Raw genomic sequence first — 25,104 nt, forward strand, 5'->3', positions numbered from 1 at the left:
CGGGTGAAAGATCATCGACGCGCCGCGCCCGCGGCACTATCCCGCGCCGGGTGATCGACATTCCCGCTCCCCTTCGCCTGCGCCTAGACGGCGACGCCCTCGTCCAGAACTGGCGCACGCTCGACCGCATGAGCGGCACCGCGGCATGCGGCGCGGCGGTCAAGGCGAACGGCTACGGCCTCGGCGCGATCGAGGTCGCCCGCCGCCTCGCCGCCGCAGGGTGCCGCGATTTCTTCGTCTCGAACTGGCAGGAAGCCGCCGAGCTCGCGCCACTGGGGCTGACCGTGTCCGTTCTCCACGGCGTCCGCGAGGAAGACATGCCCGCCGTCACCGCCGGCTTCGCCCGCCCGGTCCTCAACACGCCCATTCAGGTCGCGCGCTGGAAAGCCGCAGGCGGCGGCCCCTGCGACGTGATGGTCGACACCGGCATGAACCGCCTCGGAGTCTCCGCGGACGACATCGCCGGCGGCCTGCTCGACGGCCTCGCGATCGAAACGCTGATGAGCCATCTGGCGTGCGCCGACGAGGATGTGCCGATGAACGCGGTCCAGCGCGACCGCTTCGCCGCCCTGGCAGGCACGACATCCGCACGACGCCTGAGCCTCGCCAACTCCGCCGGCATCGCGCTCAAGGGCTATGCGTTCGACCTGACCCGTCCCGGCCTCGCGCTCTACGGCGGCGTTCCCCGGAACGAACTGAGCGCGATCCGGCAGGTCGTTGGCCCCGAAGCACAGATCCTGCAACGCCGTCGCGTCCATGCGAGCGACAGCGTCGGCTACAACGCACTCTGGACGGCAAAGGACGAAACCGAGGTCGCGATCGTCAATCTCGGCTACGCGGACGGCTACCGACGGCATTTCACCAATATCGGCGCGGCGTTGGCATCAGGTCGGGTGCTGCCGGTTCTCGGCAGGGTCTCGATGGATCTGGTCGCGATCGGCGTCGACGCAGCCAAGGATCTGGCCGAGGGCGACTGGGTCGCGCTGGACTATGCCCTGCCGACCAGCGCGGCCGCATCGGGGCTCTCGCAATATGAACTGCTCACCGGCCTCGGCGCGCGGTTCGAGCGTGTATGGACGACTAGCTGATCGTCCACGGATCGATCGGTTCTGCCCGGATCCAGCGTGTCGCCAGCCATTTGGCGCCCTGCATCACAGGCAAGCCGGCATGCCGGCTGGATTGGTCGATCGCGCCGTCCCGGGTCAGCGTCCGGAAGACGATCGCATCGCCGCCGCGCGGCGTGATCTTCAGGTTGCTGGCGGGAAAATGCGTTTCGCCGCCGCCATAGCCCTCGTTCAGATAGATCAGAACGGTCGCGACGCGCTGGTTGGCGGCATCCTGGATCGTGTCCAGGTGAAGCCGATATTGCTGTCCCGGTCGATACCGCAATATCGTAAGCGGCTCGCCTTGAGCAATCTCCGTGCCGCTGGCGGCGGCAATCCGCCGGTTTAGCGCACGAACCACCAAATCTTCCCGTGCCGGCCCGATCGCGGTCCCGTCCGACGTCCGGATCGGATGCGCGATCCAGCGACCGGTGCGGGGATCGATCACGCGTGCGGGCTCCAGCATCGCTGCCGCAACGCCCGCAAGATGAGCACACTCCGCGGGGGAGAACAATTTCGGAAAGCGGACCACATTAGGCGCAACGCTCAGTATCTCGTGTACCGGCAGCGTAATCGGTGCGCCCTCAGCGTCGATGTCCATCGCCTTGACCAGCGCCAACTGTTCCCTCGCGACGGGATCGTTTCCTGCCGCGGTTCGCAACAATGCCAAAGCCGCGGGCCAGTCGGCCTTGCCACCGCTGCCATTGGCCGTGAGTGCGATCTCCATCAGCGCGGCATCGACATGACCGATCGAAACGGCCCGGGCCAACAGCGCCCGCGCATGGGCCAAGTCGCGTGAAACAACGTCGCCGGCGAGATACCAAACCGCCAATTGCATCAGCGCGTCGACGTCGCCGCGATCGGCGGCGGAGTTTATAACGGCCAGCGCCTCAGATGCCTGGCCGATCGAAACCAGATGCAGGGCCGTCGCGGCAGGGCTTTGTGTCATGCAGGTTTCATAGCAGAGCGCGTCCGCAAACCGCTAATCCACCAGACAAAAAAAGGGCCGAGTTTCCTCGACCCTTTTTCAGATTTGCCGTTCCGATCGTTCAGAACTTGGCGGTAACTCCGACATAACCGAACCGACCGCGGTTGTCATAGATCGCGCTGCCTGCGCCGATACCCGTGACACCATAGGGCGGCAGCCTGTTGCTGACGTTGTTCACGCCAAAATAGGCATTGAAGCGCTCGTTCACGTCAACACCGGCACGGATGTCATGATAGGTCACGGCGGGGTACTGCTCGATCGTGGCATAATCCGCGTTCTGCGGCGGCTGACCGTTGAGCGCGTTGTAATCCTCGAACGTGTTCAAGTACATTTTATCGATCCAGCGCACCGAGTAGCCGAACGAGACTTTGCCGATCTTGACGTCGGCGCTGATGTTGAACTGATCCGACGGATCACCTAATTCACCATTGATCGTGTTCTTGAAGCTTGGATCAGCCGGGTTGGTGTAGTTGTCGCGCTGGACCACGTGAGTCCAGATGCCCTTGGTGGACACTTCACCCCAGCTGAACCGGTGGTTGTACGCGATGTTGGTATCGAACCCGGTCGCCTTCAACTTCGCGAAGTTGGCCGTCGTCTGCAACAGCGAGCCCTCGAGAACCCGGAACGGGATTTCACCGCGTGGACCGCCACCGGCGCCTGCGCGCTGGAACAGGCCACAGAACGGATTGTTCAGCGTCGGCGAGTCGTAGCAGAGGTTCAGGATGTTCTGCGCGGTCACCGCGGAGATCACCTTGTCGACCGTGATGTTGTAGTAGTCGGTCGAGATCGACAGGCCGGGCAGGAACCGGGGCGTGAAGACACCACCCAACGTATAAGACTTGGACGTCTCGGCCTCGAGCTGCGGGTTGCCGCCGCTGATGATCTCCAGCGACGAGCTGTAAACATAGTCGTAGCCAGCCGGTGCGCCTGCCGCGGAGCAGTTCGCCGCGCGGGTCGCAGAACCCGTGGCGAGGTTGCGGGCCGAGCAGGGATCGTTCGGCGCAGGCGTGAAGTTCTGACTCTGTGCCGAATACAGGTCGCCGAGATACGGCGAGCGTACCGACTTCGAATAGGAACCACGGACCATCAGATCACGGATCGGACGCCAGTTAACGCCACCGCCATACGCGTAGACGGTGCCGACCGAACCCTTGTAGTCCGCGACGCGACCCGAGCCGTTGATCGTCAGTTCCTGCAGAAGCGGAACGTCCTTGACCAGCGGGATCGAGATTTCGCCGAACGCTTCCTTCACCTCGAACGCGGGCGAGCGGAAGGAGGGGATCGCGTTATAGAACGCGTACCCGGCCTGCGTCACCGGATCGAGATCATAGGACAGCGTCTCGCGACGATATTCGCCGCCCACCGAAAACGCGATCGGGCCGCCTGGCAGCTCGAACAACTGGCTCAGGTCGCCGGAAATGTAGCCCAAACCCTGGAACTGGGTGGCCTTGCCGGTGGCTTCGGTCGAGACGGTCAGATAGTTGCGGACCGCTTGGCTGACCGAACCGTCGCCGAACGGATTGAGCGGAACGCATGCTGCGACGTCCGCTGCGAGAACCGCGGGGTTGCCCGCCCGATCGCTGCCCGCATAGGCTGAGTCGACCTGCGACCGGCAGACGATCTGCCCGGATGCATTGCGCACCGTATCGTTGGCGAGCAGGAAACGCTGACGGTTGATGTTGCCCTGAATGACGTTGCGCTCACGGTGTTCGCCGTAGTTGGCGGCCAATTCGTAATGCCAGTCGGTGTTGAAATCGCCACGGATGCCGCCGACGATACGGTAGGTCTCGCGCCGGATATTTTCGTCACGGATGCCGAGATCGACATAATTGCGGCGTGACGAGAAGCGGTACGTTCCGGCCGCGATCTGCGCCAGAGTGGCGTTGCGGAGGGCAACGCCGGTCGCGCTGGTGCCGAACGCGGCGCCGGTGTTCGGATTGACGCCGGAATTGACCGCTGCGGTCAGCTGGGCGGCGATCGTCGCACGAGCACCCGCATCGAGATAGGGGTTGTCGAGACGAATGCCCTCACGGTTGACCGGTCCGTTGCCGGTCGGGTTCGTAAGGACGTAGGATCGATCATTGAAGCCGGCGATGGGCGTGGAGTCGGCGAGTGTCTGCCCCTGCGAGAAGAATGGGCCGCTCTGCGAGCCGCGCGCTTCCGATCGGACATATTTGGCTTCGACGAACGGCACGAGCGCCGGGCTGATCTCGAAATGGCCGATCAGGTTGGCGGCGTACCGGTTGAGTTCCGGCGACAGGACGAGCAACTGGCCTTCGCGGCCGGTATAGCCATTGCCCCCGACATAGCTGCCATTTGGCCCGAGGCCGATGCGCGTACCCGTCTGTGGGACAAGCGAGCCGTTCGGCTGGAACAGATAGGCGCAGGTGAACGAGCTACCTGCCGAGTCCACACCGCATGGTGCATTCGCGGTATTGGCATAGCGGATGCCGACCTGACCGCCGGTCGAAATCGTCGTAGAGCGGATGTCGCGGACGAAGATGCGATCGGGAATGCTGTCCGATCCGTTTACTGCGCCTGCCGGATCCGTATCGACGATAACGAAACCGTCGTTCTGGCGAAGATTCGGTCGACCCGACGCGTAGTAGTCCTGCTGATGGGCATATTCCAGGTTGACGGCAATGTTGCCGCGACCGTCGGCAAAGTTCTTGCCGGCGACTGCCGACAGATACTGGTTGCCCGCATCGCCATATTTGCTGATGCCGGTCTGACCATGCAGATCGAGGCCGTCGTAATTTTCCTTGAGAACGAAGTTGACGACCCCGGCGATGGCATCCGAGCCGTATACGGCCGAGTTGCCACCAGACACGATGTCGATCTTCTCGATCAGATCGGTCGGGAACGTGTTGATGTCTGGGCTGTTGCCGTTGTTGATGATCTCCGACGAGACATGGCGTCGGCCGTTTACCAGGACGAGAGTCCGCGACGTGCCAAGACCGCGAAGATCGAGCAGGTTAAGGCCGCGAACGCCGAGGCCGCTCGTCGAGTTCTGCGAACTCACCGTGCTGCGCAACTGCGGCAGATCGTTGAGAACGTCGCCGACGGAAACACGGCCCGCCGAAAAAATGTCCGCAGCGGTGACGGTCGTGATCGGGTTCGGCGACTCATCATTCGCACGACGAATACGCGATCCGGTAATCAGGATCTCTTCTACCTCGGTGCCTTCCCCCTGCGCTGCCTGGGTTGGCATGGTGCCATCCGCGTTCACCGGCGCCGAATTCGCGTCGGGTACGGCCTGCGCAACGGCGAGGCCTGGCAAAAGCGACAGAGCGCCGACCAATGCGGTCGCGCCCAAAAGCCGTGATAAGTTCATGAAAATCCCCCGTTTCGGCATTTGTGCCGTGATGGCCAAACGTGACGCGGGGCGCGCGGTCGCGCAACGGTTATTACACGATCATGAACGGAGCGTGATTATTGAATGTCTCGTGTTACACAGATGCAACAATCGGTCATAAGTCCTACCGTTCGATACACATAGCGATGCCCATGCCGCCGCCGATGCACAGCGTCGCCAATCCGCGCTTCGCATCGCGCTTCTGCATTTCGTAGATGAGCGTCGTCAGGACGCGCGCGCCGCTCGCGCCGATCGGGTGGCCGATGGCGATCGCGCCGCCGTTGACGTTGACCTTCGATGCGTCCCAGCCGAGTTCCTTGCCGACCGACAGCGCCTGCGCGGCGAAGGCTTCGTTGGCTTCGATCAGGTCGAGGTCGGCGAGCGTCCAGCCGGCCTTTTCGAGCGCGCGCTTGGTCGCGGGGACAGGGCCGATTCCCATGATCGACGGGTCGACGCCCGCCGAGGCCCAGCTCTTGATCGTCGCGAGGATGGTCGAGCCGCGGCGTTCGGCTTCGTCGCGGCGCATCATGACAAGGGCTGCGGCACCGTCGTTGAGGCCGCTGGCGTTGGCGGCGGTGACGGTGCCGTCCTTCTTGAAAGCGGGCTTCACGCCCGAGACGCTCTCGATCGTCGCGCCGGCGCGGATGTATTCGTCGTCGGCGACGATGGTATCGCCCTTGCGGCCCTTGATCGTGACGGGTGCGATCTCGTCCTTGAAGCGCCCTGAGCCGCGCGCGGCCTCGGCCTTGTTTTGCGAGGCGACCGAGAAGGCATCCTGTTCGCCGCGCGTGACCTGGTATTGCTCGGCGAGATTTTCGGCGGTGATGCCCATGTGATAGCCGTTGAAGACGTCGGTCAGACCGTCGCTGACCATCGTGTCGACGAGGCTGAGATTGCCCATCTTCTGGCTGCCGCGGATCGACTGCGCGTGTGCGGAGAGCGACATCGATTCCTGGCCGCCCGCGACGACGATGGTCGCGTCGCCGGTCTGGATCGCCTGGGCCGCGAGTGCGACCGCCCGAAGTCCCGAGCCGCAGACCTGGTTGACGCCCCAGGCCGGGATTTCCTTCGGCACGCCCGCCGCCATCGATGCCTGGCGCGCGGGGTTCTGGCCTTGGGCTGCGGTGAGGACCTGCCCCAGGATCACTTCGGAGACGTCCTCGCCAGCGACGCCCGCCTGTTCGAGCGCGGCTTCGATCGCGATGCGGCCGAGCTCGTGCGCGGGCGTCGTGGCGAACGCGCCGAGGAAGCTGCCGACGGGAGTGCGCTTGGCAGCGGTGATGACGACGTCGTTCGGGTTCTGGTCGGTCATGTCGGGATCCTCTATGTTTGGACCCCCTGTACGTCACCCGAGCGCGGCGATCCAGTTGGCGAGCGGTTCCCAGAGCCGCGCGCGCGCAGAACGGCCGACGATCATGCCGACATGGCCGGCACCCAGATCGCGGCGGTCGGCGAGCCCGATCGCGGTCGCGGCGGGGACTATTCGGTCGGTCAGCGAGACGAATTCGACGGTCGGGCAGGCGAAGGCGAGCGGGTCGACCACGGTACCGGCGATGGCCCAGCGGCCTTTGCCGGGCAGGTCGTTGGCGATGCAGTCCTCGAACAGCGAGGCCGCGGCGGCATAGGGCAGCGGCGCGCCGGCGTTCGCCCAATCCTCGAGTCGGACGAACGCGCGCGCCGCGTCGCTGTCGGGGGCGAGGTCGGCGAAGACCTCGTATTTGGCGATCGTGCGCGCGGGATCGAGTTGCCAGAATCCGGCTTGCAGGACTTCCATCGGCAGCACGCCGAGCATCGCTGCGGCGGGCTGGACTGCTGCCCAGGTGGCGGCAAGCGCGGGACGCCCTTCGCCATAGCCCGCGAAGTGCCACGGTGCGGCGATCGTCGCGACTCCCGCAACGGGGGTGATCGCCGCAGCCCCCAGTGCCAGAGTGCCGCCGAGGCAATAGCCGACCAGCACCGGCGGTTCGTCCAGCGCCCGCAGCAACGGCACCAGCAGCCGCTCGACATGCGCCGCCAGATCGAGGTCGCGGTCGTCGCTGCCGGGCGATCCCCAGTCGACCAGCCAGGTATGGAATCCCTGCGCCGCGATCCACCGCAACAGCGAAGACTCGGGCGAATGATCGAGGATATCGGGCGGATTTATCAACGATGGGACGAACACCACGGGTCGTCCACCACCGCCATAGTCGCGCAACGACACCCGCCCCGCACGGTGGACCGCCGGCATCGGATCCGCCCGCTGCTCTCGTGGCGCACCCTGATACGCACGCAATCCGGCTAGCGCGCGCGCCATCCGTTCGGGCGATGCCGCGGTCTCGCTGCGCAGCACGCTGAGGAACAAGGGTAAGGGCCTCGGACCTTGTTGCGGTGCGTCATCAAAGACTGTAGCCTCCGTTTCAAACATAAGACGGGGGATCCATGAAGAAGCAACCGGCTGCCGACGGAATCGTCATCATCAAGAAATACGCCAATCGACGGCTCTATAACACCGAGACGTCATCCTACATCACGCTCGATCATCTGGCGACGATGACCCGCGAGGGCCGCGACTTCAAGGTGGTCGACGCGAAGACCGATGAGGACATCACGCACAACGTCCTAACCCAGATCATCATGGAGGAGGAGAGTCGCGGCGAGACGATGATGCCGGTGAACTTCCTGCGCCAGCTGATCTCGATGTACGGCGACTCGATGCAGACTATGGTGCCGGGGTATCTGGAGGCGTCGATGGACAGCTTCCGTCGCAACCACGATCAGTTCAAGTCTGCGGTCGAGGGCGCGTTCGCCAACTCGCCGTTCGCCGATCTCGCTAAGCGCAATCTCGCGATGTTCGACGTCGCCGCGCAGGCGATGAACCCTGCCACGCCCGCACCCGCCGCGAGCAAGGACGACGAGATCGCGGCCCTGCGCACCGAACTCGCCAAATTGCAGGAAAAGGTCGAGAAGCTCGGCTGACGGATCGGGCTGAACGATGGGGCCGGTGTTGTGGAGTGCGAGCGGCGGCCTAGCCGCGTTGGCGGTCGTCGCCGGGCTCGGCGAGCGACGCCGCCGACGGCGGCGCGATCCGGATTCGGTCGGCTGGGTCGACTGGCCGACCGTCCAGATGCTCGCGCTGATCGCATTGGCCGTCACGGTCGGGCTGGCGTTCAAGACCTGAGCTTCCAGCGCGGTCAGCGGCGAGCGTCCGTCCGCAGGCGATAGACGCTCTGCGGCAACTTGCCGATCTTCACCGAGCCCACCAGCCGATAGCGCGCGGCGATCGCGCGAACGACCAGCGCCTGGGTCGCCAGGTTCGTGCTTGGTTTGGGCGCGCGCACGACGATTACGCCCGGACGGGCCGCGAGCAGCCGCGTGACTTCGGCGACCGGATCGACCCCAGTACCATGCGTCTCGGTCGTCTGGCCCAGATGGCTGCGGAAGATATAGGGCGTCGGCAGGCAGGATCGGGTGAGGAAGTAGAGGATCGGTTCGCTGCCATAGGCGAACATGCAGCCGCGCGGTTGCTGGCCGATCAGCTGGACGAGTTGCGCGATCTGCTGTGCATTGCCGCGCCGTCCGACGCGGACGCTCGTCAGGATGGTCGCGGCCAGCGCGCCGAACGCGAGTATGGCGGCAAGGCGAAATATGGTCGTGCGGACGGTCGGCCCGGCAAGTCCCGTGCCGGCGGCGACCGACAGCGGCAGCGCGAGTGGCAGCATGTAGAGCAGCTCGAACGTGTGCATGATCAGGATCGCGATCACCGCGGCGGCGACCCATCCGAGCGCGAAGCCGCCGGCGAGTCGGCCGCGCCACGCCAGCCAGCCGAGCGGCAAGCTGAGGCCGATGCCGCCAAGCAGCTTCAGGAGATTGGAGCGGAGCGTATCGTCGTCCTGCTGCCCGAAGATTGAGAGGAAATTGGCGAAGACGAAGGCATCGCCGTGGCCGGCCGCGGCATAGACGGCCCAGGCGAGCGCGGTCGGCAGCAGCGCCGCGCCGATCCACAGGCCGGCGTCGGCGGCTAGCCGGCCGATCGGTCGGCCATCGCGATGCGCGGTCCACAGCAGCGTCAGGCCGAAGAAGATTCCCTCGAACATGGCGGTGTATTTGACCTGCATCGCGATGCCGATCAGCAGCATCGCCCCGGCGCCGCGTAGGCTGATATGCCGTCGATCGCGCGCCGTATCGAGCACCAGCAGCGCGGCCGCCGCCATCAGGGCGTTGCCCCATACCGCCGACTGTCCGCCCGCACCGTCGAACACGATGATCCAGACGAGATAGATCAGCCCTGCGCCCAGACTTGCCAACGGGCTCGCGCCTTCGGGGCAGAGGCGATCGACGATCCGAACGACAAACCATGCGGTACCAGCGGCAACGAGCGTCGCGGCGATTTGGTACATCACGATGCCGTCGCCGCCGACGCTGCGGATAGCGGCGAAGATCAGGAACAGCCCGACCGGCTTGCGATCGAAGATGTCGACGAACGGCCATGCGCCCTGCAGCAGGCGATCGCCGACCAGCAGGTAGAATTGCTCGTCGCTATGGATCACCGGGTTGCCGAAGAACGGACTGCGGAGGGCAAGGGCAACGAGGAGCAGGACGATGGCCTGCCCCGATCGGTGACGCAGACTAAACATGGATCGTCCTAATAAAAATGCGTCAGTTCAAGCTTGCGTGTCGTGCCGTCGCACAGGCCGAGCGTCACGACCCGGCCAGGCCGGTCGGCAGTCCAGGCGGCGATCGGACTGGTCGGATAGTCTGCGGGGATCGGCGTGCCGTCGATCGTGCAGATCAGGTCGCCGTCCTTCCAGCCGGTTGCGGCCGCCGGGCCGCCGCGCATGACGTGCAGGACTTTCAGCCGGTCCTTCTCGATGCCGATGAGTAGCCCGCTGGTCGAACGCGGCGGCGGCAGGTCGGCCCTGGGTCCCCGGCTCAATATCATCCGACGGGCGCCGGGATCGAGCAGCACGCGGTAATTCTGGAGGAGGCCCGATCCGATCCGACCGGCGGTGCCGATCGCCTGCGAGAATCCGTCTGTGGGCTCGATCCGAACTTCAGCGTTGCGCGCGACCATCTCGCCGACGCGGAGTTCGGGAACGATCGCGAGACCGCTCACAGCCGCGCCGGCCAGCCCGAACGAGATCGCGCTGGTGGTCCGCAGCGCCGTGAGGTTCGCCGCCTGCCATCCCGGCGTCGTGACGGTGATCGACGATCCGTCGCCGGTATCGACCACGATCGGCGCGAGCCGCCGGCCGCCCAGCGTGATCGCGCTTTCGTAGACGCTGCGTTCGGTGGAGACGCGCAAGGGTGCGGTCTCGCCCTTGAACGGCAGCCGGCCCGAGCGGATCAGGCGGAAGCGCTTGGCGGCATAGTCGATGTCGAGCGCATGGCCGGCGAGCATGTCGGCGCCGACCAGCAGGTCGACCGCGGACGCGCTGCCGGTGGCGATTGCGGGCAGGTCGGCGACCGTCACGCCGCCGCCGGTCCGCGCGAGACCGCCAAGCGCGACGCTGCGGGTCGGCATCCAGCCCAAGGCAACTGATCCGCCGATCGCGGTCGCGCTGCCGCCGGCGACCAGCTTGGCGGTGTCGACCGCGGGGGAGGCCTTGGCGAGCAACGTATAGCTGACGCCGGTATCGAGGATCGCGGTGACGTCGCGCCCGTCGATCTGCATCGTGAAGCGGATCTGGTTGCCGGGCGTCAGGTCGAACGGGATCCAGCGCGCTTCGGCGTCGGTCGCGAGATGGTAGACGCCGCGGTCGCGCGCGGCAGGAGAGACGCCCTTGGAATCGGCGGTAGAATTGGCGGCGGAGTCGGCTGGCGCCGGTGCAGGCGCAGGCTCGCGCGCGGAAACGAACAGGACCGCGATCAGCGGGACGAGGACGAAAAGGGCACGGCGCATGTGCGGTGGTCCCTAGCGGGTCGCGGGGGCGGTACAAGCCGGCGCATCGCCGAACCGGGCCCGAGACCCGACGAAGATCGCCCACGATCTTGCCCGAGACGGGAGCTGGAGGCGGAAAGGGGGCCAGCAAACAAGGGTCGCCGCTCACAGCCCCCCGGCTAGCGAACGGGATTGCCCCCTCCGGTGGGCAAGCGCGAGCGCCCCCCGCCCAGGAGGAATAGCACGATCCGATGCCCCCGATCCGATGCCCGTCGTGTCGATCCCCAGGGACCCGCACCCATGCCGTTCTCCCGCGAACGCGGGAGTCCAGGGTCGCGGGGGGTAGCGGTCGTGGCTCCTGGACCCTCGCTTCCGCGAGGGAACGGTAGGTGGGCGAGCTGGCTGAAACCCAGCGCTAGCCCGTCGACCACCTACTCACTCTGCCGCTGTCCAGCTTCCTGCAACGACGGCAACGCCCACAAAATGCTCCACCCCGGCGAAGGCCGGGGCCCAGTTGGGGTACGGCGATAACCGCGGACGGCGCTTCGTTATTGCCACCTTTCCAACTGGGCCCCGGCCTCCGCCGGGATGGTGGCGTTATACATGCTGCCAATCGTTGCGAGCGAGGGCCCGTTACAGGCACGCCTCGAGATACGCCTGATCGAACCCGAACTGCTTGGCCTTCTCCAGCGTATACGGCCTGAGCCCCATCGACCGGTATTCCCCCAGGATCTTCCCGTCCGCCGACTCGTCCATATACTCGAACTTGAACAGCTCCTGCGTGACGATCACCGGGCCTTCCATGCCGATCACCTCGGTGATGTTGGTCACCCGGCGCGAGCCGTCGCGCAGGCGCTTCACCTGGATGATCAGCTCGACCGAGTCCGCGATCTGTCGCGAGATCGCTTCCTTCGGCACCTTGATATCGGACATCATCACCATGTTCTCCATGCGGGCCAGCGCCTCGCGCGGGGAGTTGGCGTGGAGCGTGCACATCGATCCGTCGTGACCCGTGTTCATCGCCGCGAGCATGTCGAAACACTCGGAGCCACGAATTTCGCCCAGGATGATCCGGTCCGGCCGCATACGCAGCGCGTTCTTGACGAGATCGCGGATCGAGATCTCGCCCTGGCCCTCCAGATTGGCCGGGCGCGTTTCGAGCGGAAGCCAGTGCGGCTGTTGCAGGCGAAGCTCGGCGGCGTCCTCGATCGTCAGCACGCGTTCGCCGGGGTCGATCATCTTCGACAGCGCGTTTAGCATCGTCGTCTTGCCCGAGCCGGTACCGCCGGAAATGACCACGTTGAACCGCGATGCCCCCGCGATCTTCAGCGCGGTTGCCATCTTGGGTGACATCGAGCCGAACCCCGCCATCATGTCGAGCGTGATCGGTTTGGCGGAGAATTTACGGATCGAGATCGCGGTGCCGCGCAGCGATAGCGGCGGCACGATCACGTTGACGCGGCTGCCGTCCTTGAGGCGCGCATCGGCGAGCGGCGAGGTCTGGTCGACGCGACGGCCAACCGAATTGACGATGCGCTGCGCAATCTGGAACAGATGCTCCTCGTCGCGGAACTGGATCGGCGCGAGCTCGAGCTTGCCCTTGCGCTCGACATAGGTCTGGTCGGGGCCGTTCACCATGATGTCGGTGATGTTCGGATCCGCCAGCAGTTCCTCCAAGGGCCCGAGCCCGAGCAGCTCGTCGACCAGCACCTTCTCCAGCGCGAACTGTTCGCGGCGGTTGAGCGTCAGCTTCAGTTCGGCGAGCACTTCACCGATGATCGGGCGGAATTCCTCGGCGAGTTCGTCCTTGCCGAGCGTCGCCGCCGCCTCCGGATCGACGCGTTCGAGCAGGCGCGGGAGGACCTGTTCCTTGATCTTGTGGATCGACTGTTCGAAGCCCTCGACGCGGCTGTTGCCGGCCTCGCCGCTGGCATTCTGGCGGTCCGACAGGCGCTGCATCGCGTCCATCTGCGTGCCGGGCATCGTGCCGGGGCCGAAGCCGTCGGTCTCGCCCGGCATCGGCAACGAGTCGATCGGGGGAAACTGCGATCCGCCCTCGGGTTCGGGACGCGGCACCGCGCTGCCCCCTTGCATGGGGCCGCCTTGCATAGGCCGTGCGACGCCGAATGCGGGCCGGGCCGCTTGCCCCCCGCTGATGCCATTACGACGCCCGAATGCGCTCATGCCCAAATCCCTGGATGATTGCCCAATGGGTTAGGCACCAAGACTTGATAATTCGCTAACCAAACCGGATTGGCAGGGGTCTTCCGATAAGAGCCGAGGGTTGATCGCCGCCGCGAACTCCCCGAAGGCTGGTGCATGATCCGCCTGCTGCTCCTCCTCGCGCTGACTTTCGGGTTGGCCAGCTCCGCGTCGGCCGACGACATCGCCGCCGCCGGGCGCGGCGTGGTGCGCGTCGTGACGATCGCGGTGGTCGACGATCAGGTGGTCGGGTTCGGCCACGGCAGCGGCTTTGCGATCGCGCCCAACCGGATCGTCACCAACGCGCACGTCGTCGATCTCGCCGAGCGCTATCCCGACAACGTGGTCGTCGGGATCGTGCCCACCGAGGGCGACAAATCCTATCAGGGCAAGGTGATCGCCTACGATTCGCAGCGCGATCTGGCATTGATCGAGTTCACCGGCGCGCGCCTGCCGCCGAGCCCGCTCTATACCGGCCCGATGAGCGAAGGCGATGCGGTGGTGTCGCTCGGCTTCCCGGGCAATGTCGACCTCGCGACGGCGCGGTCGGCGGCGGACTATATCCGGCCGATGACGCCGGTCCGGTCGGAGGGCGTGCTCTCGGGCCGCCGCGCGCTGAGCAACGTCGAGGTGTTGTTGCATACGGCGAGTATTGCGCGTGGTAATTCTGGTGGTCCTCTGCTCGATCGCTGCGGGCGGGTGATCGGGGTGAATTCGGCGATCACGCGCGGGGAAGAGGGCGATTCGACGTTCGGGTTCGCGATCGCGGATACCGAGCTTGCCGGCTTCCTGCACGACGCGAAACAGCCCTATGCGTCGATCGGGACGGGATGTACCTCGATCGAGGATCGCTTGCGGCAGGATGCCGACGCGGATGCGCGGGCGACCGCCGATGCGGCGTCGGCCAGGCGCGATGCCGCCACGCAGGATGCGATGACCCGCGAGGTCGCGCTGGAGAAGGCGCGGACCGAGGCCGGGCGGGCTCGCGAGAACGTCATGGCGATCGCCGGGCTGCTGCTGGTGGCGGGCGCGCTCGTGATCGGCAGCGCGGGTCTGCTCGAATCGCGCGGCCAGCGGCGCCAGGCGATCTGGGCGGTGTCGGTCGGCGGCGTCGGCGTGCTGATCGCGATCATCGTGTTCGTGCTGCGACCCTCGGGCGAGGTCGACGTGCCGGCGTCGGCGCTCCCGAAGACCCGAATCTCGACGCCCGATGCCGCGCTTGGGAAGATGGTCTGCACGCTGATCCCCGAACGCAGCCGGATCACGATCTCGTCCAGCGAGGACGTGCCGATCGACTGGGGTGCGAAGGGCTGCATGAACGGCAAGACGCAATATGTCGCCGCGCAAAACGGCAATGGGGGCGGCCGCTTCGACCGCGTGCTGGTGCCCGACGACGAGCAGACCGTCTCCATCCTGTCGTTCGATCCGGCCACGCGCGTCTATTCCAACACGCGCTATCTGCTGTCGGCGGCGGGGATGACCGCTGCGCGGACCGCGCGGGGTGTCGTGCCGAACGTCTGCAACATGGACGACGCCGCGCTGGGTCGGCTCGCGGGTCAGCAGGCGGCGATCCGCGCGGTGTTGCCACCGCTGCCGAACGAAAAGCTCGTCTATTCCTGCAAATCGGCAAAATGATCGGCATCGGACGGAACGGATAGCTTACCGCCCCGGAATCTGCTCGGTTGCGCCAAAGAACGAAGCGCCGGCATGACGATCGGCAAAAGGGGCGTGATGATGCGTGTTTCGGGATGGGTTCGCCGTATCGCGGTGCTCGCAGCGGCGAGTGCGGCCTGCGTCTCAGCCGCGTCGGAGGCCAAGTGGTTGCGGGCCACCTCCGACCATTTCGTCGTCTATTCGAGCGTCGGCGAGGCGGCATTGCGCAAGACCGCGACGCAACTCGAACAGTTCGATGGCGTGATGCGTATCCTGCACCGGGCCAACACCCCGCCCGCCGAGCCAGGCACGAACCGGGTGACCGTCTATGTCGTCGACACGGCGAGCGATGTCCGCAAATTGATGGGCAAGGGTAGCGGCAACGTCGCCGGATTCTATTTGCCGCGCGTGAACGGATCGATCGCCTTCACGCCCCGGTCCAGCGGCGGGGATGGCGATTTGCAGCCGCAGATCGTGCTGTTCCACGAATACGCGCATCATTTCCTGCTCGGCACGTTCGCCGCCGCCTATCCCGCCTGGTTTTCCGAAGGCTATGCCGAGTTCGTCTCGACCGCGCGGTTCGAGAAGGACGGCGTCATGGTCGGCGTCGCGGCGCAGCACCGGGCGTATAGTCTGTTGAGGACGCGCGGACTGTCGGCGGAACGCCTGTTCGATACCGGATCGCGCCGGTTGTCGGACGAGGAACGCGGCTCGCTGTATGCGCGCGGCTGGTTGCTGACGCATTATATCATGTTCGATCCAGCGCGTGGCGCGACGTTCGGGCGCTATCTCGATGCGTTGAACAAGGGCGTTCCCAGCGTCACGGCGGCACGGGCCGCATTCGGCGATCTGCGCGCGCTCGATCGGGCGCTCGATGCCTATCTCGCGCAATCGAGGATCCCCGGCATCAAGATCGCCTATTCGCGGCTCCCCGATCCGAAGATCACCGTCGAACCCGTGAGTGCGGGCGCCGAAGCGTTGATGGGCCTTCGCATGGAGTCCGAACGCGGCGTGAACCGCAAGACGGCGCAACCGATCTACACGCGGGCCAAGGCAATCGCCGCGACCTATCCGACCGATCCCGTGGCGCAGGGCTGGTTCGCCGAGATGGCCTATGATGCGGTTCAGGACGACGATGCCGAAGCGGCCGTGGACCGCGCCCTCGCCGCCGACCCCAGGATGGCGCAGGCGTTGCTCTACAAGGCCAGGATCCACCTTCGCCGGGCAAGTGCCGCGTCCACCAAGGATGCCGACGCGTGGAAGGAAGCGCGCAGCTGGGTCGTCAAGGCCAACCGTCTTGCCCCCGACGATGCCGAGGCGTTGTCGCTATATTATGACTGCTTCGACGCAGAGCATACGCCGCCGACCAAGATGGCGATCACCGGCGTAAAGCGCGCGCTCGAACTCGTGCCGCAGGATCCCGAGTTGCGGTTCAAGGTCGCCGCGCAGGAGATACGCGACGGCGATGCCGAAGACGCCAAGCGAACCTTGCGCCCGCTCGCCTTCGACCCGCATCTGCCGGCGGACAATCCCGCCGCGCGGCTGATCACGATCCTGGAATCCGGCAAGATCGGGCCCGAGGCGTTGCGGTTGCTCGGGCAGGGACAGGACGGGGTTGCCGAGACGCCCCCGGCCGGGTGACGCCTAACCCCTTTCGCGCTCGATCAACGCGCGTTTGCGGTCCAGCCCATAGGCATAGCCGCCGAGCGCGCCGCCGATGCGTTGCGCACGGTGGCAGGGGATGACGATCGAGACGGGGTTTTGCCCGCACGCGGTGCCGGCGGCGCGCACTGCGGCGGGGCGGCCGGCGAGCGCGGCGAGTTCGCTGTAGGTGCGGGTTTCGCCGATCGGAATGGTGCGCAGGGCTTGCCAAATCGCTTCCTGGAAGGCGGTGCCGCGGACGTCCAGCGGGAGGTCCTGGTCGCGGTCGGGGGATTCGACGGCAGCGACGACTAGCGCGGCTAGATCGCCGAGCGCTGCGTTGCCCGGTTCGATCGTGGCGTTGGGGAAGCGACGGCGGAGGTCTTCGGCATCCTCGTCGAACGACACGCGGCACAGGCCCTTGTCGGTGGCGGCTACGAACAGGGCGCCGAGGCTCGTGTCCGCGGTCGTCCAGCGGATCGTGGCGCCTTCGCCGCCGCGCGCCCAGGCGCTGGGGGCCATGCCGAGTCGCTTCGCATCGGCCTCGTAGAAGCGGCTCGGGGCGGAATAGCCGGCGTCGTAGATCGCTTCGGTCACGGTTGAATCCTCCGATAAGGCGTTTGCCGCACGGCCGGTGCGCAGGGCGCGGGCATAGGCGGCGGGGGTGACGCCGGTGGCGCGCTTGAACAGGCGGTGGAAATGATGCGGCGCGTAGCCGACTTTCGCGGCGACCTCTTCGAGCGAGAGGCGGTCCTCGGTGGCTTCGAGCAGCGCGACCGCGGCGGCGACGGCGATCCGGTCGCGGCCGACCTCGTCGGGCGTGCAGCGCAGGCACGCGCGGAAGCCGGCGGCGCGGGCGCTGGCCGGGTCGGGGTGGAAGGTGACGTTTTCGCGCTTGGGGTGCCGCGCGGGGCAGCTTGGCTTGCAGTAGATGCCGGTTGTCTTCACGCCGACGACGAACCGGCCGTCCCATGCGCGGTCACGGGCTTCGAACGCGGTCCAGGCGGTGTCGTCGTCAGGGGCGGTGATCATTGGATCGGTATAGCCGGTCGCGACGCGCGCGCATCCCGCGGCTTGCGATCAAAGCGGACCCGAATGGGCGGCCCGGCCGTTCTCTTGGAGCTACCCCATAACGAAAGAAGTCTCATGGCCTCCGACACGCCCGTCTGGTTCATTTCCGGCTGTTCGACCGGGTTCGGTCGCGAACTTGCCAAGCTCGTGCTCGCGCGCGGTTGGCGTGCGGTGGTTACCGCGCGGGATGCGGATCGGGTGGCCGACCTTGCGGAGGGTGCCGAGGATCATGCGTTCGCGGTGTCGCTCGACGTGACCGATCAGGCGCAGATCGACGATGCGGTCGCGCAGGCGCAGGCCAAGTTCGGGCGGATCGACGTGCTCGTGAACAATGCGGGCTATGGGTATCAGGCGTCGATCGAGGAGGGCGAGGACTCCGAAATCCGCGCGCAGTTCGATGCGAACGTGTTCGGGTTGTTTGCGCTGACGCGCGCGGTGTTGCCGATCATGCGCGGGCAGACGAGCGGGCATGTGATCAACATCACGTCGGTTGCCGGGTTGGTCGGGTTTCCGGGGTCGGGTTATTATGCCGCGTCGAAGCATGCGGTGGAGGGGTGGTCGGACTCGCTGCTCGCCGAGGTGAAGCCGCTTGGGATCGCCGTGACCTGCGTCGAGCCGGGGCCGTTCCGGACGGATTGGGCGGGGCGGTCGCTGAAGCAGACGCCGGTGAAGATCGCGGACTATGCGGAGACGGCGGGCAAGCGGCTCGACAGCACGCGCGATATCAGCGGGACCCAGGCCGGCGATCCGGTGCGCGCCGGCGAGGCGATGATCGCGCTGACCGAGGGGGCGAACCCGCCGCGGCATCTGGTGTTGGGTCGCTGGGGGTATGATGCGGTCGTCGAGAAGATGGCCGGGCGGTTGAAGGAGATCGAGGCGCATAAGGCGACGAGTTTGGGGGCGGATTTCCCTGAAGGGTAAGCGGCGATTTACTGCTCTCGCTGGAAGGGAGGGGTTAGCGATACTTGCTCCCCTCCCTGGAAGGGAGGGGCTGGGGGTGGGTTGGCCGGCTTTGGCCGCAACCGCTCGGCAATGCGGAAACCGACCCACCCCCAACCCCTCCCTTTCAGGGAGGGGGGCAGAAGTAAGAGGGTCAGCCCCCATTCGCGCGAAACAGCTCCAGCGTCCGCTGCTTCGCCAGATCCGCACTCGGCTCGTGATAATCCTTCCGCCGGTCCGAATTGAACCCGTGACCCGCCTCGTAGACATACACCGTCGCGTTCGGCCAATCCTTGGCGATGACCTGCTCGACGCCCTCCATCGGAATCCCGTGGTCGTGGCGACCGAAGTGGAGGATCACCGGCACCTTCGGCTCCTCGTCCGCCGCCGCCGGGATCATGCTGCCGTAATAGCCGCTCGCCGCCGCGACGCCGGTGAGCTTGGTCGACGCGAACCACGCGACCGAACCGCCATAGCAATAGCCCACCACGAACACCGGTCCAGCGGCGGCGAGCGTGTCGATGCAGGTCTGGACGTCCTTCAGCGACAGCTCGAACGGGTGGAGTTGCCGCGCCAGTTCGACACCGCGGGCAAGGCCGTCGCCTGAATAATCCGCCTCGAAACCAGGATGCTCGCGGTCGAACAGCGCGGGGGCCAGCACTTCATACCCGTCGGCCGCGTATTCGTCGCACAGATCGCGGATGTGGTCGGTCACGCCGAAGATTTCCTGGACCAGCACGAGCCCACCGCGGCGCGCGCCGGCCGGCTGCGCGTGATAGACCGCGACGGTCGCGCCGTCGGACATCGTCATCGTTTCCATCGTGCCGGTCATTCTGGTTCCCTATCCGTCATGCCGGACTGGTTCCGGCATCCACCGTGCCGCGCGGGCAACAGGCGTTCGGTTTAGCGGAACGGTGGACCCCGGAACAGGTCCGGGGTGACGGGGTCTCGGCGGGAACGAATGACAAAACAGTCACAAACCCGTTCCCCCGACCCTCCGGCCGGGTTGCCAATCCGGGAACCCGATGCTACCCGCGCCGCGTCCCATGAGAGGTGCTTTCGCGCCCTCTTCCCCCGTGGGGCGGCACTATTTCGGTTTCATGCGAGGATTGACAGGTCCGTGGAGACATCCGGCGGTATTCAAGCGAGCTTAGGCGGGCGTTACGCGCTGGCCCTGTTCGAACTCGCGCGTGACGCGAAGACGATCGATGCGGTCGAGTCGAGCCTGGCGAACGTGCGCGACGCGCTCGGCGCTTCGGAGGATTTCCGCAATCTGACGACCAGCCCGATGGTGTCGCGTGGCGCCGCCGTGAAGGCGGTCTCGGCGGTCGCCGACGAACTCGGCGTCGATGCGACCACCAAGAGCTTCCTCGGCGTGCTTGCCGAGAACCACCGGCTGGGCGCGCTGCCGAAGATCATCAAGGCATTCCGGGCACTTGCCGCGCAGCATCGCGGTGAAGTCGCGGCCGAAGTCGTCTCCGCGCATCCGCTGACCGACGAGCAAGTGATCGAGCTGAAGCATCAGCTCCGCCAGCGCGTCGGCCGTGAAGTTTCCGTCGACCTCAGCGTCGACCCATCGTTGCTGGGTGGACTCGTCGTCCGCGTCGGCAGCCAGATGATCGATTCGTCGATCAAGACGCGTCTCAACACTCTCGCGCACGCGATGAAGGGCTAAGCTAATGGATATCCGCGCCGCAGAAATCTCGAAGATCATCAAGGATCAGATCGCCAATTTCGGCACCGAGGCCCAGGTCAGCGAGACCGGGCAGGTGCTGAGCGTCGGCGACGGCATCGCGCGCATCTTCGGCCTCGACAACGTCCAGGCCGGCGAGATGGTCGAATTCTCGAACGGCGTGCAGGGGATGGCGCTCAACCTCGAGGCCGATAACGTCGGCGTCGTGATCTTCGGGAGCGATTCCGAGATCAAGGAAGGCGACATCGTCAAGCGCACCGGCACGATCGTCGACGTGCCGATCGGCAAGGAGCTGCTCGGCCGCGTGGTCGATGGCCTCGGCAACCCGATCGACGGCAAGGGCCCGATCCACACCACCGAGCGCAGCCGCGTCGAAGTGAAGGCACCGGGCATCATCCCGCGCCAGTCGGTCAGCGAGCCGGTCCAGACCGGTCTGAAGGCAATCGACGCGCTCGTCCCCGTCGGCCGCGGCCAGCGCGAGCTGATCATCGGCGATCGCCAGACCGGCAAGTCTGCCGTCGCGATCGACGCGTTCATCAACCAGAAGATCGCCAACGCCGGCGACGACGAGTCGAAGAAGCTGTATTGCGTCTATGTCGCGATCGGCCAGAAGCGCTCGACCGTCGCACAGCTCGTCAAGACGCTCGAAGAGAATGGCGCGATGGAATACACCATCGTGATCGCCGCGACCGCGTCGGACCCCGCACCGCTCCAGTATCTCGCACCGTACACCGGCGTCGCGATGGGCGAGTATTTCCGCGACCGCGGCATGCACGCGCTGATCTGCTACGACGATCTGTCGAAGCAGGCGGTCGCCTATCGCCAGATGTCGCTGCTGCTGCGTCGTCCTCCGGGCCGTGAAGCCTATCCGGGCGACGTGTTCTATCTGCACAGCCGCCTGCTCGAGCGTGCGGCGAAGATGTCGGACGCGAACGGCGGCGGCTCGCTGACCGCGCTGCCGATCATCGAGACGCAGGCGGGCGACGTTTCGGCGTACATTCCGACCAACGTGATCTCGATCACCGACGGCCAGATCTTCCTCGAGACCGACCTGTTCTTCTCGGGCGTGCGTCCGGCGATCAACGTCGGTCTCTCGGTCAGCCGCGTCGGCTCGGCCGCACAGACCAAGGCGATGAAGAAGGTTTCGGGCTCGATCAAGCTCGAGCTGGCGCAGTACCGCGAGATGGCGGCATTCGCGCAGTTCGGGTCGGATCTCGATGCGTCGACGCAGAAGCTGCTGAACCGCGGCGCGCGCCTGACCGAGCTGTTGAAGCAGGCGCAGTTCTCGCCGCTGCCGTTCGAGGAGCAGACCGTGTCGATCTTCGCCGGCACCAGCGGCTATCTCGACAAGGTGCCGGTCGCCGACGTGACCCGCTACGAGCAGGCACTGCTGGCCGACATGCGCGCGAACCACGCCGACGTGCTGAAGCTGATCCGCGATACCCGCGACCTGGGTAACGAGGCGAAGGACAAGCTGAAGGCAGCGCTCGAAGCGTTCGCGAAGACTTTCGCTTAAGTAGATTGTGCCCCCGCGAAGGCGGGGGCTCAGACTGGGCCTCCGCCTTCGCGGAGGAACAAAGGGACGTAGATGGCGAGCCTCAAGGCACTCAAGATCCGCATCGGCTCGGTGAAGTCGACGCAGAAGATCACCAAGGCGATGAAGATGGTCGCCGCTGCGAAACTGCGCCGGGCGCAGGACGCGGCGGTCGCCGGGCGGCCATATGCCGAGCGCTTGGAAGCGGTGATGGCGAGCCTCGCGGGGCGCGTCGGCATCGCGCCGGGCGCGTCGCCGTTGCTGGCCGGCACCGGCAAGGACCAGGTCCACCTGATCGTCATCGCGACGTCGGAGCGTGGCCTTGCGGGTGCGTTCAACACCAACATCGTCCGTGCGGCACGTCGCAAGGCCGAGGAGCTGGTCGCCGCGGGCAAGACCGTGAAGTTCTACGTCGCCGGCAAGAAGGGGCGCGTGATCAAGCGCTTCTTCCCGAACGACATCCTCGCCGATCACGAGATGGGCGGAATCAAGAAGCTCGCGTTCAGCGATGCGCAGGAGATCTCCGAGGACCTCATCAAGCGCTTCGGCGAAGGCCAGTTCGACGTCGCACATCTGTTCTACGCGAAGTTCGTGTCGGCGCTGGTGCAGCTTCCGACCGGCATCCAGATCATCCCGATTCCGTTGTCGTCGATCCCCGGTGCTGAGGCCAAGCCCGGTGCGCCCGCCGAAGCCGTGGTCGAGTATGAGCCCGACGAGGAAGCGATCCTCGCCGACCTCCTGCCGCGCAACGTCGCGATCCAGATTTTCCGCGCGCTGCTCGAAAACGCGGCCTCGGAGCAGGGCTCGCGCATGAACGCGATGGACAACGCCACGCGCAATGCGGGCGACATGATCACGCGCCTCTCGATCCAGTATAACCGCACGCGTCAGGCCGCGATCACGACCGAGCTGGTCGAGATCATCTCGGGTGCCGAAGCGCTGAAATGAGGTTCGCGGTCGCCCTGACCCTGATGGCCTCGATGGCGCTGGCTGGCTGTGGCAAGCCGGCACCGTCGGTGCGCGAGCAGGAGGCGGCGCAGACCGCCTCCGTCGCGACGCTGTCGGGCTGGGACCGGCTGTTCGGCGCCCCGCAGGAGACGATCGGCGCGATCAACCAGGCGGGCTTCGCGCTCGGGGCCTATGCGGCGAAGGACGGTGGCTTCACCGCAACCGGCCAGCCGCGGATGTTCTCCAACTCCAACGCGGCCAAGCCCAACACGACGTCCGTCGCGGTTACGGGCAAGACCGCCGCGGCGATCGACACCGTGACTTACGCGCTCGCGCTGACCGACCCGGTCGACGCGACCACCGCACGGATGCGGCTCGCGCAGACCGTCGGCGAGTTTCTCGGGCGCTTCAAGATCAAGGCGTCGCCCGACCTCTTGCGCGCGATCCGCCTCGGCCAGCCGCTCGATGCGGCCCCGATCACGGTGGCGCTCTTCCCTTCTACCAACGGTGCGCCTCAGCGCATCGACGTGACTTTTACCCGTTCACCGGCTACCAACCCGGCCAACAACAAGACCCAAGGATAGTGTGATGGCAACCGCCGCTGAAGACATCCGCCCGACCGAGGGCAGCTCGAAGGCCACGAACAACACCGGCCGCATTTCGCAGGTGATCGGTGCCGTCGTCGACGTGCATTTCCCCGACAATTTGCCCGCCATTCTGTCGGCGCTTGAAACCGACAATAACGGCAACCGGCTCGTCCTCGAAGTCGCGCAGCATCTCGGCGAGAACACCGTTCGCACGATCGCGATGGACGCCACCGAGGGTCTGACCCGCGGCCAGACCGTCACCGATACCGGCTCGCAGATCCGCGTGCCGGTCGGCCCGAAGACGCTCGGCCGCATCCTCAACGTCATCGGCGAGCCGATCGACGAGCGCGGCCCGGTTGGCGCAGAGACGACCGCCCCGATCCACGCCTCGGCGCCGCTGTTCGTCGACCAGTCGACCGAGAGCGCGATCCTGGTCACCGGCATCAAGGTCATCGACCTGCTCGCACCCTATGCGAAGGGCGGCAAGATCGGCCTGTTCGGCGGCGCCGGCGTCGGCAAGACCGTGCTGATCCAGGAACTGATCAACAACATCGCCAAGGGGCATGGCGGCACCTCGGTGTTCGCGGGCGTCGGCGAGCGTACCCGCGAGGGTAACGATCTGTACCACGAGTTCCTCGACGCGGGCGTCATCGCCAAGGATGCCGATGGCAATCCGCAGTCGGAGGGCTCGAAGGTCGCGCTCGTATTTGGCCAGATGAACGAGCCGCCAGGCGCACGTGCCCGCGTCGCGCTGTCGGGCCTGACGATCGCCGAGTATTTCCGCGACGTCGAAGGCCAGGACGTGCTGTTCTTCGTCGACAACATCTTCCGCTTCACGCAGGCGGGCGCAGAGGTTTCGGCACTGCTCGGCCGTATCCCGTCGGCAGTGGGCTATCAGCCGACGCTGTCGACCGACATGGGCGCGCTGCAGGAGCGCATCACGTCCACGAACAAGGGCTCGATCACCTCGGTTCAGGCCGTGTACGTGCCGGCCGACGATCTTACCGATCCGGCGCCTGCGACGTCGTTCGCGCATCTCGATGCGACGACCAACCTCAACCGTGCGATCTCGGAGCTGGGCATCTACCCGGCCGTCGATCCGCTCGATTCGACCTCGCGTCTGCTTGAGCCCCGCGTCGTCGGCCAGGAGCATTACGACACCGCGCGTGCCGTCCAGTCGACCTTGCAGAAGTACAAGTCGCTGCAGGACATCATCGCGATTCTCGGCATGGACGAGCTGTCCGAAGAGGATAAGCTCACCGTGCAGCGTGCGCGGAAGATCCAGAAGTTCCTGAGCCAGCCGTTCCACGTCGCCGAGGTCTTCACCGGCATCAGCGGCAAGTTCGTCCAGCTCGAGGACACGGTCCGCTCGTTCAAGGCGGTGGTCGAGGGCGAGTATGATCACTTGCCAGAGGCGGCGTTCTACATGGTCGGCGGCATCGACGAAGCCGTCGCCAAGGCCGAGAAGATGGCCGCGGAAGCGTAAGCCTTTCTAGCTCCCTCTCCCCTCCGGGGAGAGGGTTGGGGTGAGGG

20 protein-coding genes are annotated in these 25,104 nt (G+C 66.0%); 11 read left to right on the forward strand and 9 right to left on the reverse strand.

Annotation, left to right across the window (positions count from 1 at the left end):
* Positions 1-59 precede the first annotated feature (59 nt).
* Positions 60-1,088 carry an alanine racemase gene (gene alr, locus NLI89_RS01800; RefSeq protein WP_254685458.1) on the forward strand — a complete coding sequence of 343 codons (1,029 nt, stop codon included), beginning with the start codon at positions 60-62 and terminating at the stop codon, positions 1,086-1,088.
* Here alr and NLI89_RS01805 read toward each other — a convergent pair.
* The 4 genes from NLI89_RS01805 to NLI89_RS01820 all read right to left on the reverse strand — a co-directional run bounded on the left by NLI89_RS01805 (position 1,081) and on the right by NLI89_RS01820 (position 7,787).
* Positions 1,081-2,052 carry a 2OG-Fe(II) oxygenase gene (locus tag NLI89_RS01805; RefSeq protein WP_254685434.1) on the reverse strand — a complete coding sequence of 324 codons (972 nt, stop codon included), beginning with the start codon at positions 2,050-2,052 and terminating at the stop codon, positions 1,081-1,083. The two genes, alr and NLI89_RS01805, sit on opposite strands and share 8 nt — an antisense overlap.
* Before the next feature lie 100 nt (positions 2,053-2,152).
* Entirely contained in the window at positions 2,153-5,425 is a 3,273-nt protein-coding gene (locus NLI89_RS01810; RefSeq protein ID WP_254685435.1) for a TonB-dependent receptor domain-containing protein, read from the reverse strand.
* 145 nt (positions 5,426-5,570) lie between these two features.
* Positions 5,571-6,758, reverse strand: coding sequence for an acetyl-CoA C-acetyltransferase (locus NLI89_RS01815; RefSeq protein ID WP_254685436.1), 1,188 nt, complete (start codon positions 6,756-6,758; stop codon positions 5,571-5,573).
* Positions 6,759-6,791: 33 nt separating this feature from the next.
* Entirely contained in the window at positions 6,792-7,787 is a 996-nt protein-coding gene (locus tag NLI89_RS01820) for an alpha/beta fold hydrolase (protein ID WP_254685437.1), read from the reverse strand.
* A 77-nt stretch (positions 7,788-7,864) separates the two neighbouring features.
* On the opposite strand from NLI89_RS01820, the gene phaR reads away from it, so the two are divergent.
* Positions 7,865-8,401, forward strand: coding sequence for a polyhydroxyalkanoate synthesis repressor PhaR (gene phaR / locus NLI89_RS01825; protein ID WP_248523342.1), 537 nt, complete (start codon positions 7,865-7,867; stop codon positions 8,399-8,401).
* 16 nt (positions 8,402-8,417) lie between these two features.
* On the forward strand, positions 8,418-8,603 hold the full coding sequence (locus NLI89_RS01830) for a hypothetical protein (protein WP_248523340.1): 186 nt from the start codon (positions 8,418-8,420) through the stop codon (positions 8,601-8,603).
* 13 nt (positions 8,604-8,616) lie between these two features.
* Here the strand turns inward: NLI89_RS01830 and NLI89_RS01835 are convergent, their stop codons facing one another.
* The 3 genes from NLI89_RS01835 to NLI89_RS01845 all read right to left on the reverse strand — a co-directional run bounded on the left by NLI89_RS01835 (position 8,617) and on the right by NLI89_RS01845 (position 13,487).
* On the reverse strand, positions 8,617-10,059 hold the full coding sequence (locus NLI89_RS01835) for a hypothetical protein (protein ID WP_254685438.1): 1,443 nt from the start codon (positions 10,057-10,059) through the stop codon (positions 8,617-8,619).
* An 8-nt stretch (positions 10,060-10,067) separates the two neighbouring features.
* Positions 10,068-11,324, reverse strand: a complete 1,257-nt coding sequence (locus NLI89_RS01840) for a hypothetical protein (protein ID WP_254685439.1) — start codon at positions 11,322-11,324, stop codon at positions 10,068-10,070.
* 612 nt (positions 11,325-11,936) lie between these two features.
* Positions 11,937-13,487 carry a CpaF family protein gene (locus NLI89_RS01845; RefSeq protein ID WP_254685440.1) on the reverse strand — a complete coding sequence of 517 codons (1,551 nt, stop codon included), beginning with the start codon at positions 13,485-13,487 and terminating at the stop codon, positions 11,937-11,939.
* A gap of 135 nt (positions 13,488-13,622) precedes the next feature.
* Between NLI89_RS01845 and NLI89_RS01850 the strand changes: the two genes are divergently transcribed.
* Both NLI89_RS01850 and NLI89_RS01855 read left to right on the forward strand, forming a co-directional pair.
* Entirely contained in the window at positions 13,623-15,140 is a 1,518-nt protein-coding gene (locus NLI89_RS01850) for a S1C family serine protease (RefSeq protein ID WP_254685441.1), read from the forward strand.
* A 72-nt stretch (positions 15,141-15,212) separates the two neighbouring features.
* The gene (locus tag NLI89_RS01855; RefSeq protein ID WP_254685442.1) at positions 15,213-16,799 is read left to right on the forward strand and encodes a hypothetical protein; all 1,587 of its coding nucleotides are present in this window, start codon (positions 15,213-15,215) and stop codon (positions 16,797-16,799) included.
* Positions 16,800-16,802: 3 nt separating this feature from the next.
* Here the strand turns inward: NLI89_RS01855 and NLI89_RS01860 are convergent, their stop codons facing one another.
* Positions 16,803-17,831 carry a bifunctional transcriptional activator/DNA repair enzyme AdaA gene (locus NLI89_RS01860; protein WP_254685443.1) on the reverse strand — a complete coding sequence of 343 codons (1,029 nt, stop codon included), beginning with the start codon at positions 17,829-17,831 and terminating at the stop codon, positions 16,803-16,805.
* A gap of 114 nt (positions 17,832-17,945) precedes the next feature.
* Here NLI89_RS01860 and NLI89_RS01865 point away from each other — a divergent pair, with 114 nt between their 5' ends.
* The gene (locus tag NLI89_RS01865) at positions 17,946-18,791 is read left to right on the forward strand and encodes an oxidoreductase (protein ID WP_254685444.1); all 846 of its coding nucleotides are present in this window, start codon (positions 17,946-17,948) and stop codon (positions 18,789-18,791) included.
* A 172-nt stretch (positions 18,792-18,963) separates the two neighbouring features.
* Here the strand turns inward: NLI89_RS01865 and NLI89_RS01870 are convergent, their stop codons facing one another.
* Positions 18,964-19,641: a dienelactone hydrolase family protein gene (locus tag NLI89_RS01870; RefSeq protein WP_254685445.1), complete on the reverse strand. Its 678-nt coding sequence runs from the start codon at positions 19,639-19,641 to the stop codon at positions 18,964-18,966.
* A 288-nt stretch (positions 19,642-19,929) separates the two neighbouring features.
* Between NLI89_RS01870 and NLI89_RS01875 the strand changes: the two genes are divergently transcribed.
* The 5 genes from NLI89_RS01875 (at position 19,930) to atpD (ending at position 25,057) form a co-directional block, all read left to right on the forward strand.
* Positions 19,930-20,484, forward strand: a complete 555-nt coding sequence (locus NLI89_RS01875; protein WP_254685446.1) for a F0F1 ATP synthase subunit delta — start codon at positions 19,930-19,932, stop codon at positions 20,482-20,484.
* A gap of 4 nt (positions 20,485-20,488) precedes the next feature.
* Complete coding sequence (gene atpA, locus NLI89_RS01880) at positions 20,489-22,018, forward strand: F0F1 ATP synthase subunit alpha (RefSeq protein WP_055873607.1); 1,530 nt, start codon at positions 20,489-20,491, stop codon at positions 22,016-22,018.
* A 72-nt stretch (positions 22,019-22,090) separates the two neighbouring features.
* Positions 22,091-22,984, forward strand: a complete 894-nt coding sequence (locus NLI89_RS01885; RefSeq protein WP_254685447.1) for a F0F1 ATP synthase subunit gamma — start codon at positions 22,091-22,093, stop codon at positions 22,982-22,984.
* Positions 22,981-23,568 (forward strand): hypothetical protein, encoded by a 588-nt coding sequence (locus tag NLI89_RS01890; RefSeq protein ID WP_254685448.1) that lies wholly within the window; start codon positions 22,981-22,983, stop codon positions 23,566-23,568. Before NLI89_RS01885 ends, NLI89_RS01890 begins: the two co-directional genes overlap by 4 nt.
* 4 nt (positions 23,569-23,572) lie before the next feature.
* Positions 23,573-25,057 carry a F0F1 ATP synthase subunit beta gene (atpD, locus tag NLI89_RS01895; protein WP_055873598.1) on the forward strand — a complete coding sequence of 495 codons (1,485 nt, stop codon included), beginning with the start codon at positions 23,573-23,575 and terminating at the stop codon, positions 25,055-25,057.
* Positions 25,058-25,104: the final 47 nt, after the last annotated feature.

It is taken from the genome of Sphingomonas faeni (assembly GCF_024273235.1).
Lineage (GTDB): Bacteria > Pseudomonadota > Alphaproteobacteria > Sphingomonadales > Sphingomonadaceae > Sphingomonas > Sphingomonas faeni_A.

Excerpts from the sequence above, each read along its gene's own strand:
- NLI89_RS01805 (WP_254685434.1), bottom strand. The coding sequence starts at position 2,052 with ATGACACAAAGCCCTGCCGCGACGGCCCTGCATCTGGTTTCGATCGGC.
- NLI89_RS01810 (WP_254685435.1), bottom strand. The coding sequence starts at position 5,425 with ATGAACTTATCACGGCTTTTGGGCGCGACCGCATTGGTCGGCGCTCTG.
- NLI89_RS01815 (WP_254685436.1), bottom strand. The coding sequence starts at position 6,758 with ATGACCGACCAGAACCCGAACGACGTCGTCATCACCGCTGCCAAGCGC.
- phaR (WP_248523342.1), top strand. The coding sequence starts at position 7,865 with ATGAAGAAGCAACCGGCTGCCGACGGAATCGTCATCATCAAGAAATAC.
- NLI89_RS01830 (WP_248523340.1), top strand. The coding sequence starts at position 8,418 with ATGGGGCCGGTGTTGTGGAGTGCGAGCGGCGGCCTAGCCGCGTTGGCG.
- NLI89_RS01835 (WP_254685438.1), bottom strand. The coding sequence starts at position 10,059 with ATGTTTAGTCTGCGTCACCGATCGGGGCAGGCCATCGTCCTGCTCCTC.
- NLI89_RS01840 (WP_254685439.1), bottom strand. The coding sequence starts at position 11,324 with ATGCGCCGTGCCCTTTTCGTCCTCGTCCCGCTGATCGCGGTCCTGTTC.
- NLI89_RS01845 (WP_254685440.1), bottom strand. The coding sequence starts at position 13,487 with ATGAGCGCATTCGGGCGTCGTAATGGCATCAGCGGGGGGCAAGCGGCC.
- NLI89_RS01850 (WP_254685441.1), top strand. The coding sequence starts at position 13,623 with ATGATCCGCCTGCTGCTCCTCCTCGCGCTGACTTTCGGGTTGGCCAGC.
- NLI89_RS01855 (WP_254685442.1), top strand. The coding sequence starts at position 15,213 with ATGACGATCGGCAAAAGGGGCGTGATGATGCGTGTTTCGGGATGGGTT.
- NLI89_RS01860 (WP_254685443.1), bottom strand. The coding sequence starts at position 17,831 with ATGATCACCGCCCCTGACGACGACACCGCCTGGACCGCGTTCGAAGCC.
- NLI89_RS01865 (WP_254685444.1), top strand. The coding sequence starts at position 17,946 with ATGGCCTCCGACACGCCCGTCTGGTTCATTTCCGGCTGTTCGACCGGG.
- NLI89_RS01870 (WP_254685445.1), bottom strand. The coding sequence starts at position 19,641 with ATGACCGGCACGATGGAAACGATGACGATGTCCGACGGCGCGACCGTC.
- atpA (WP_055873607.1), top strand. The coding sequence starts at position 20,489 with ATGGATATCCGCGCCGCAGAAATCTCGAAGATCATCAAGGATCAGATC.
- NLI89_RS01885 (WP_254685447.1), top strand. The coding sequence starts at position 22,091 with ATGGCGAGCCTCAAGGCACTCAAGATCCGCATCGGCTCGGTGAAGTCG.
- NLI89_RS01890 (WP_254685448.1), top strand. The coding sequence starts at position 22,981 with ATGAGGTTCGCGGTCGCCCTGACCCTGATGGCCTCGATGGCGCTGGCT.
- atpD (WP_055873598.1), top strand. The coding sequence starts at position 23,573 with ATGGCAACCGCCGCTGAAGACATCCGCCCGACCGAGGGCAGCTCGAAG.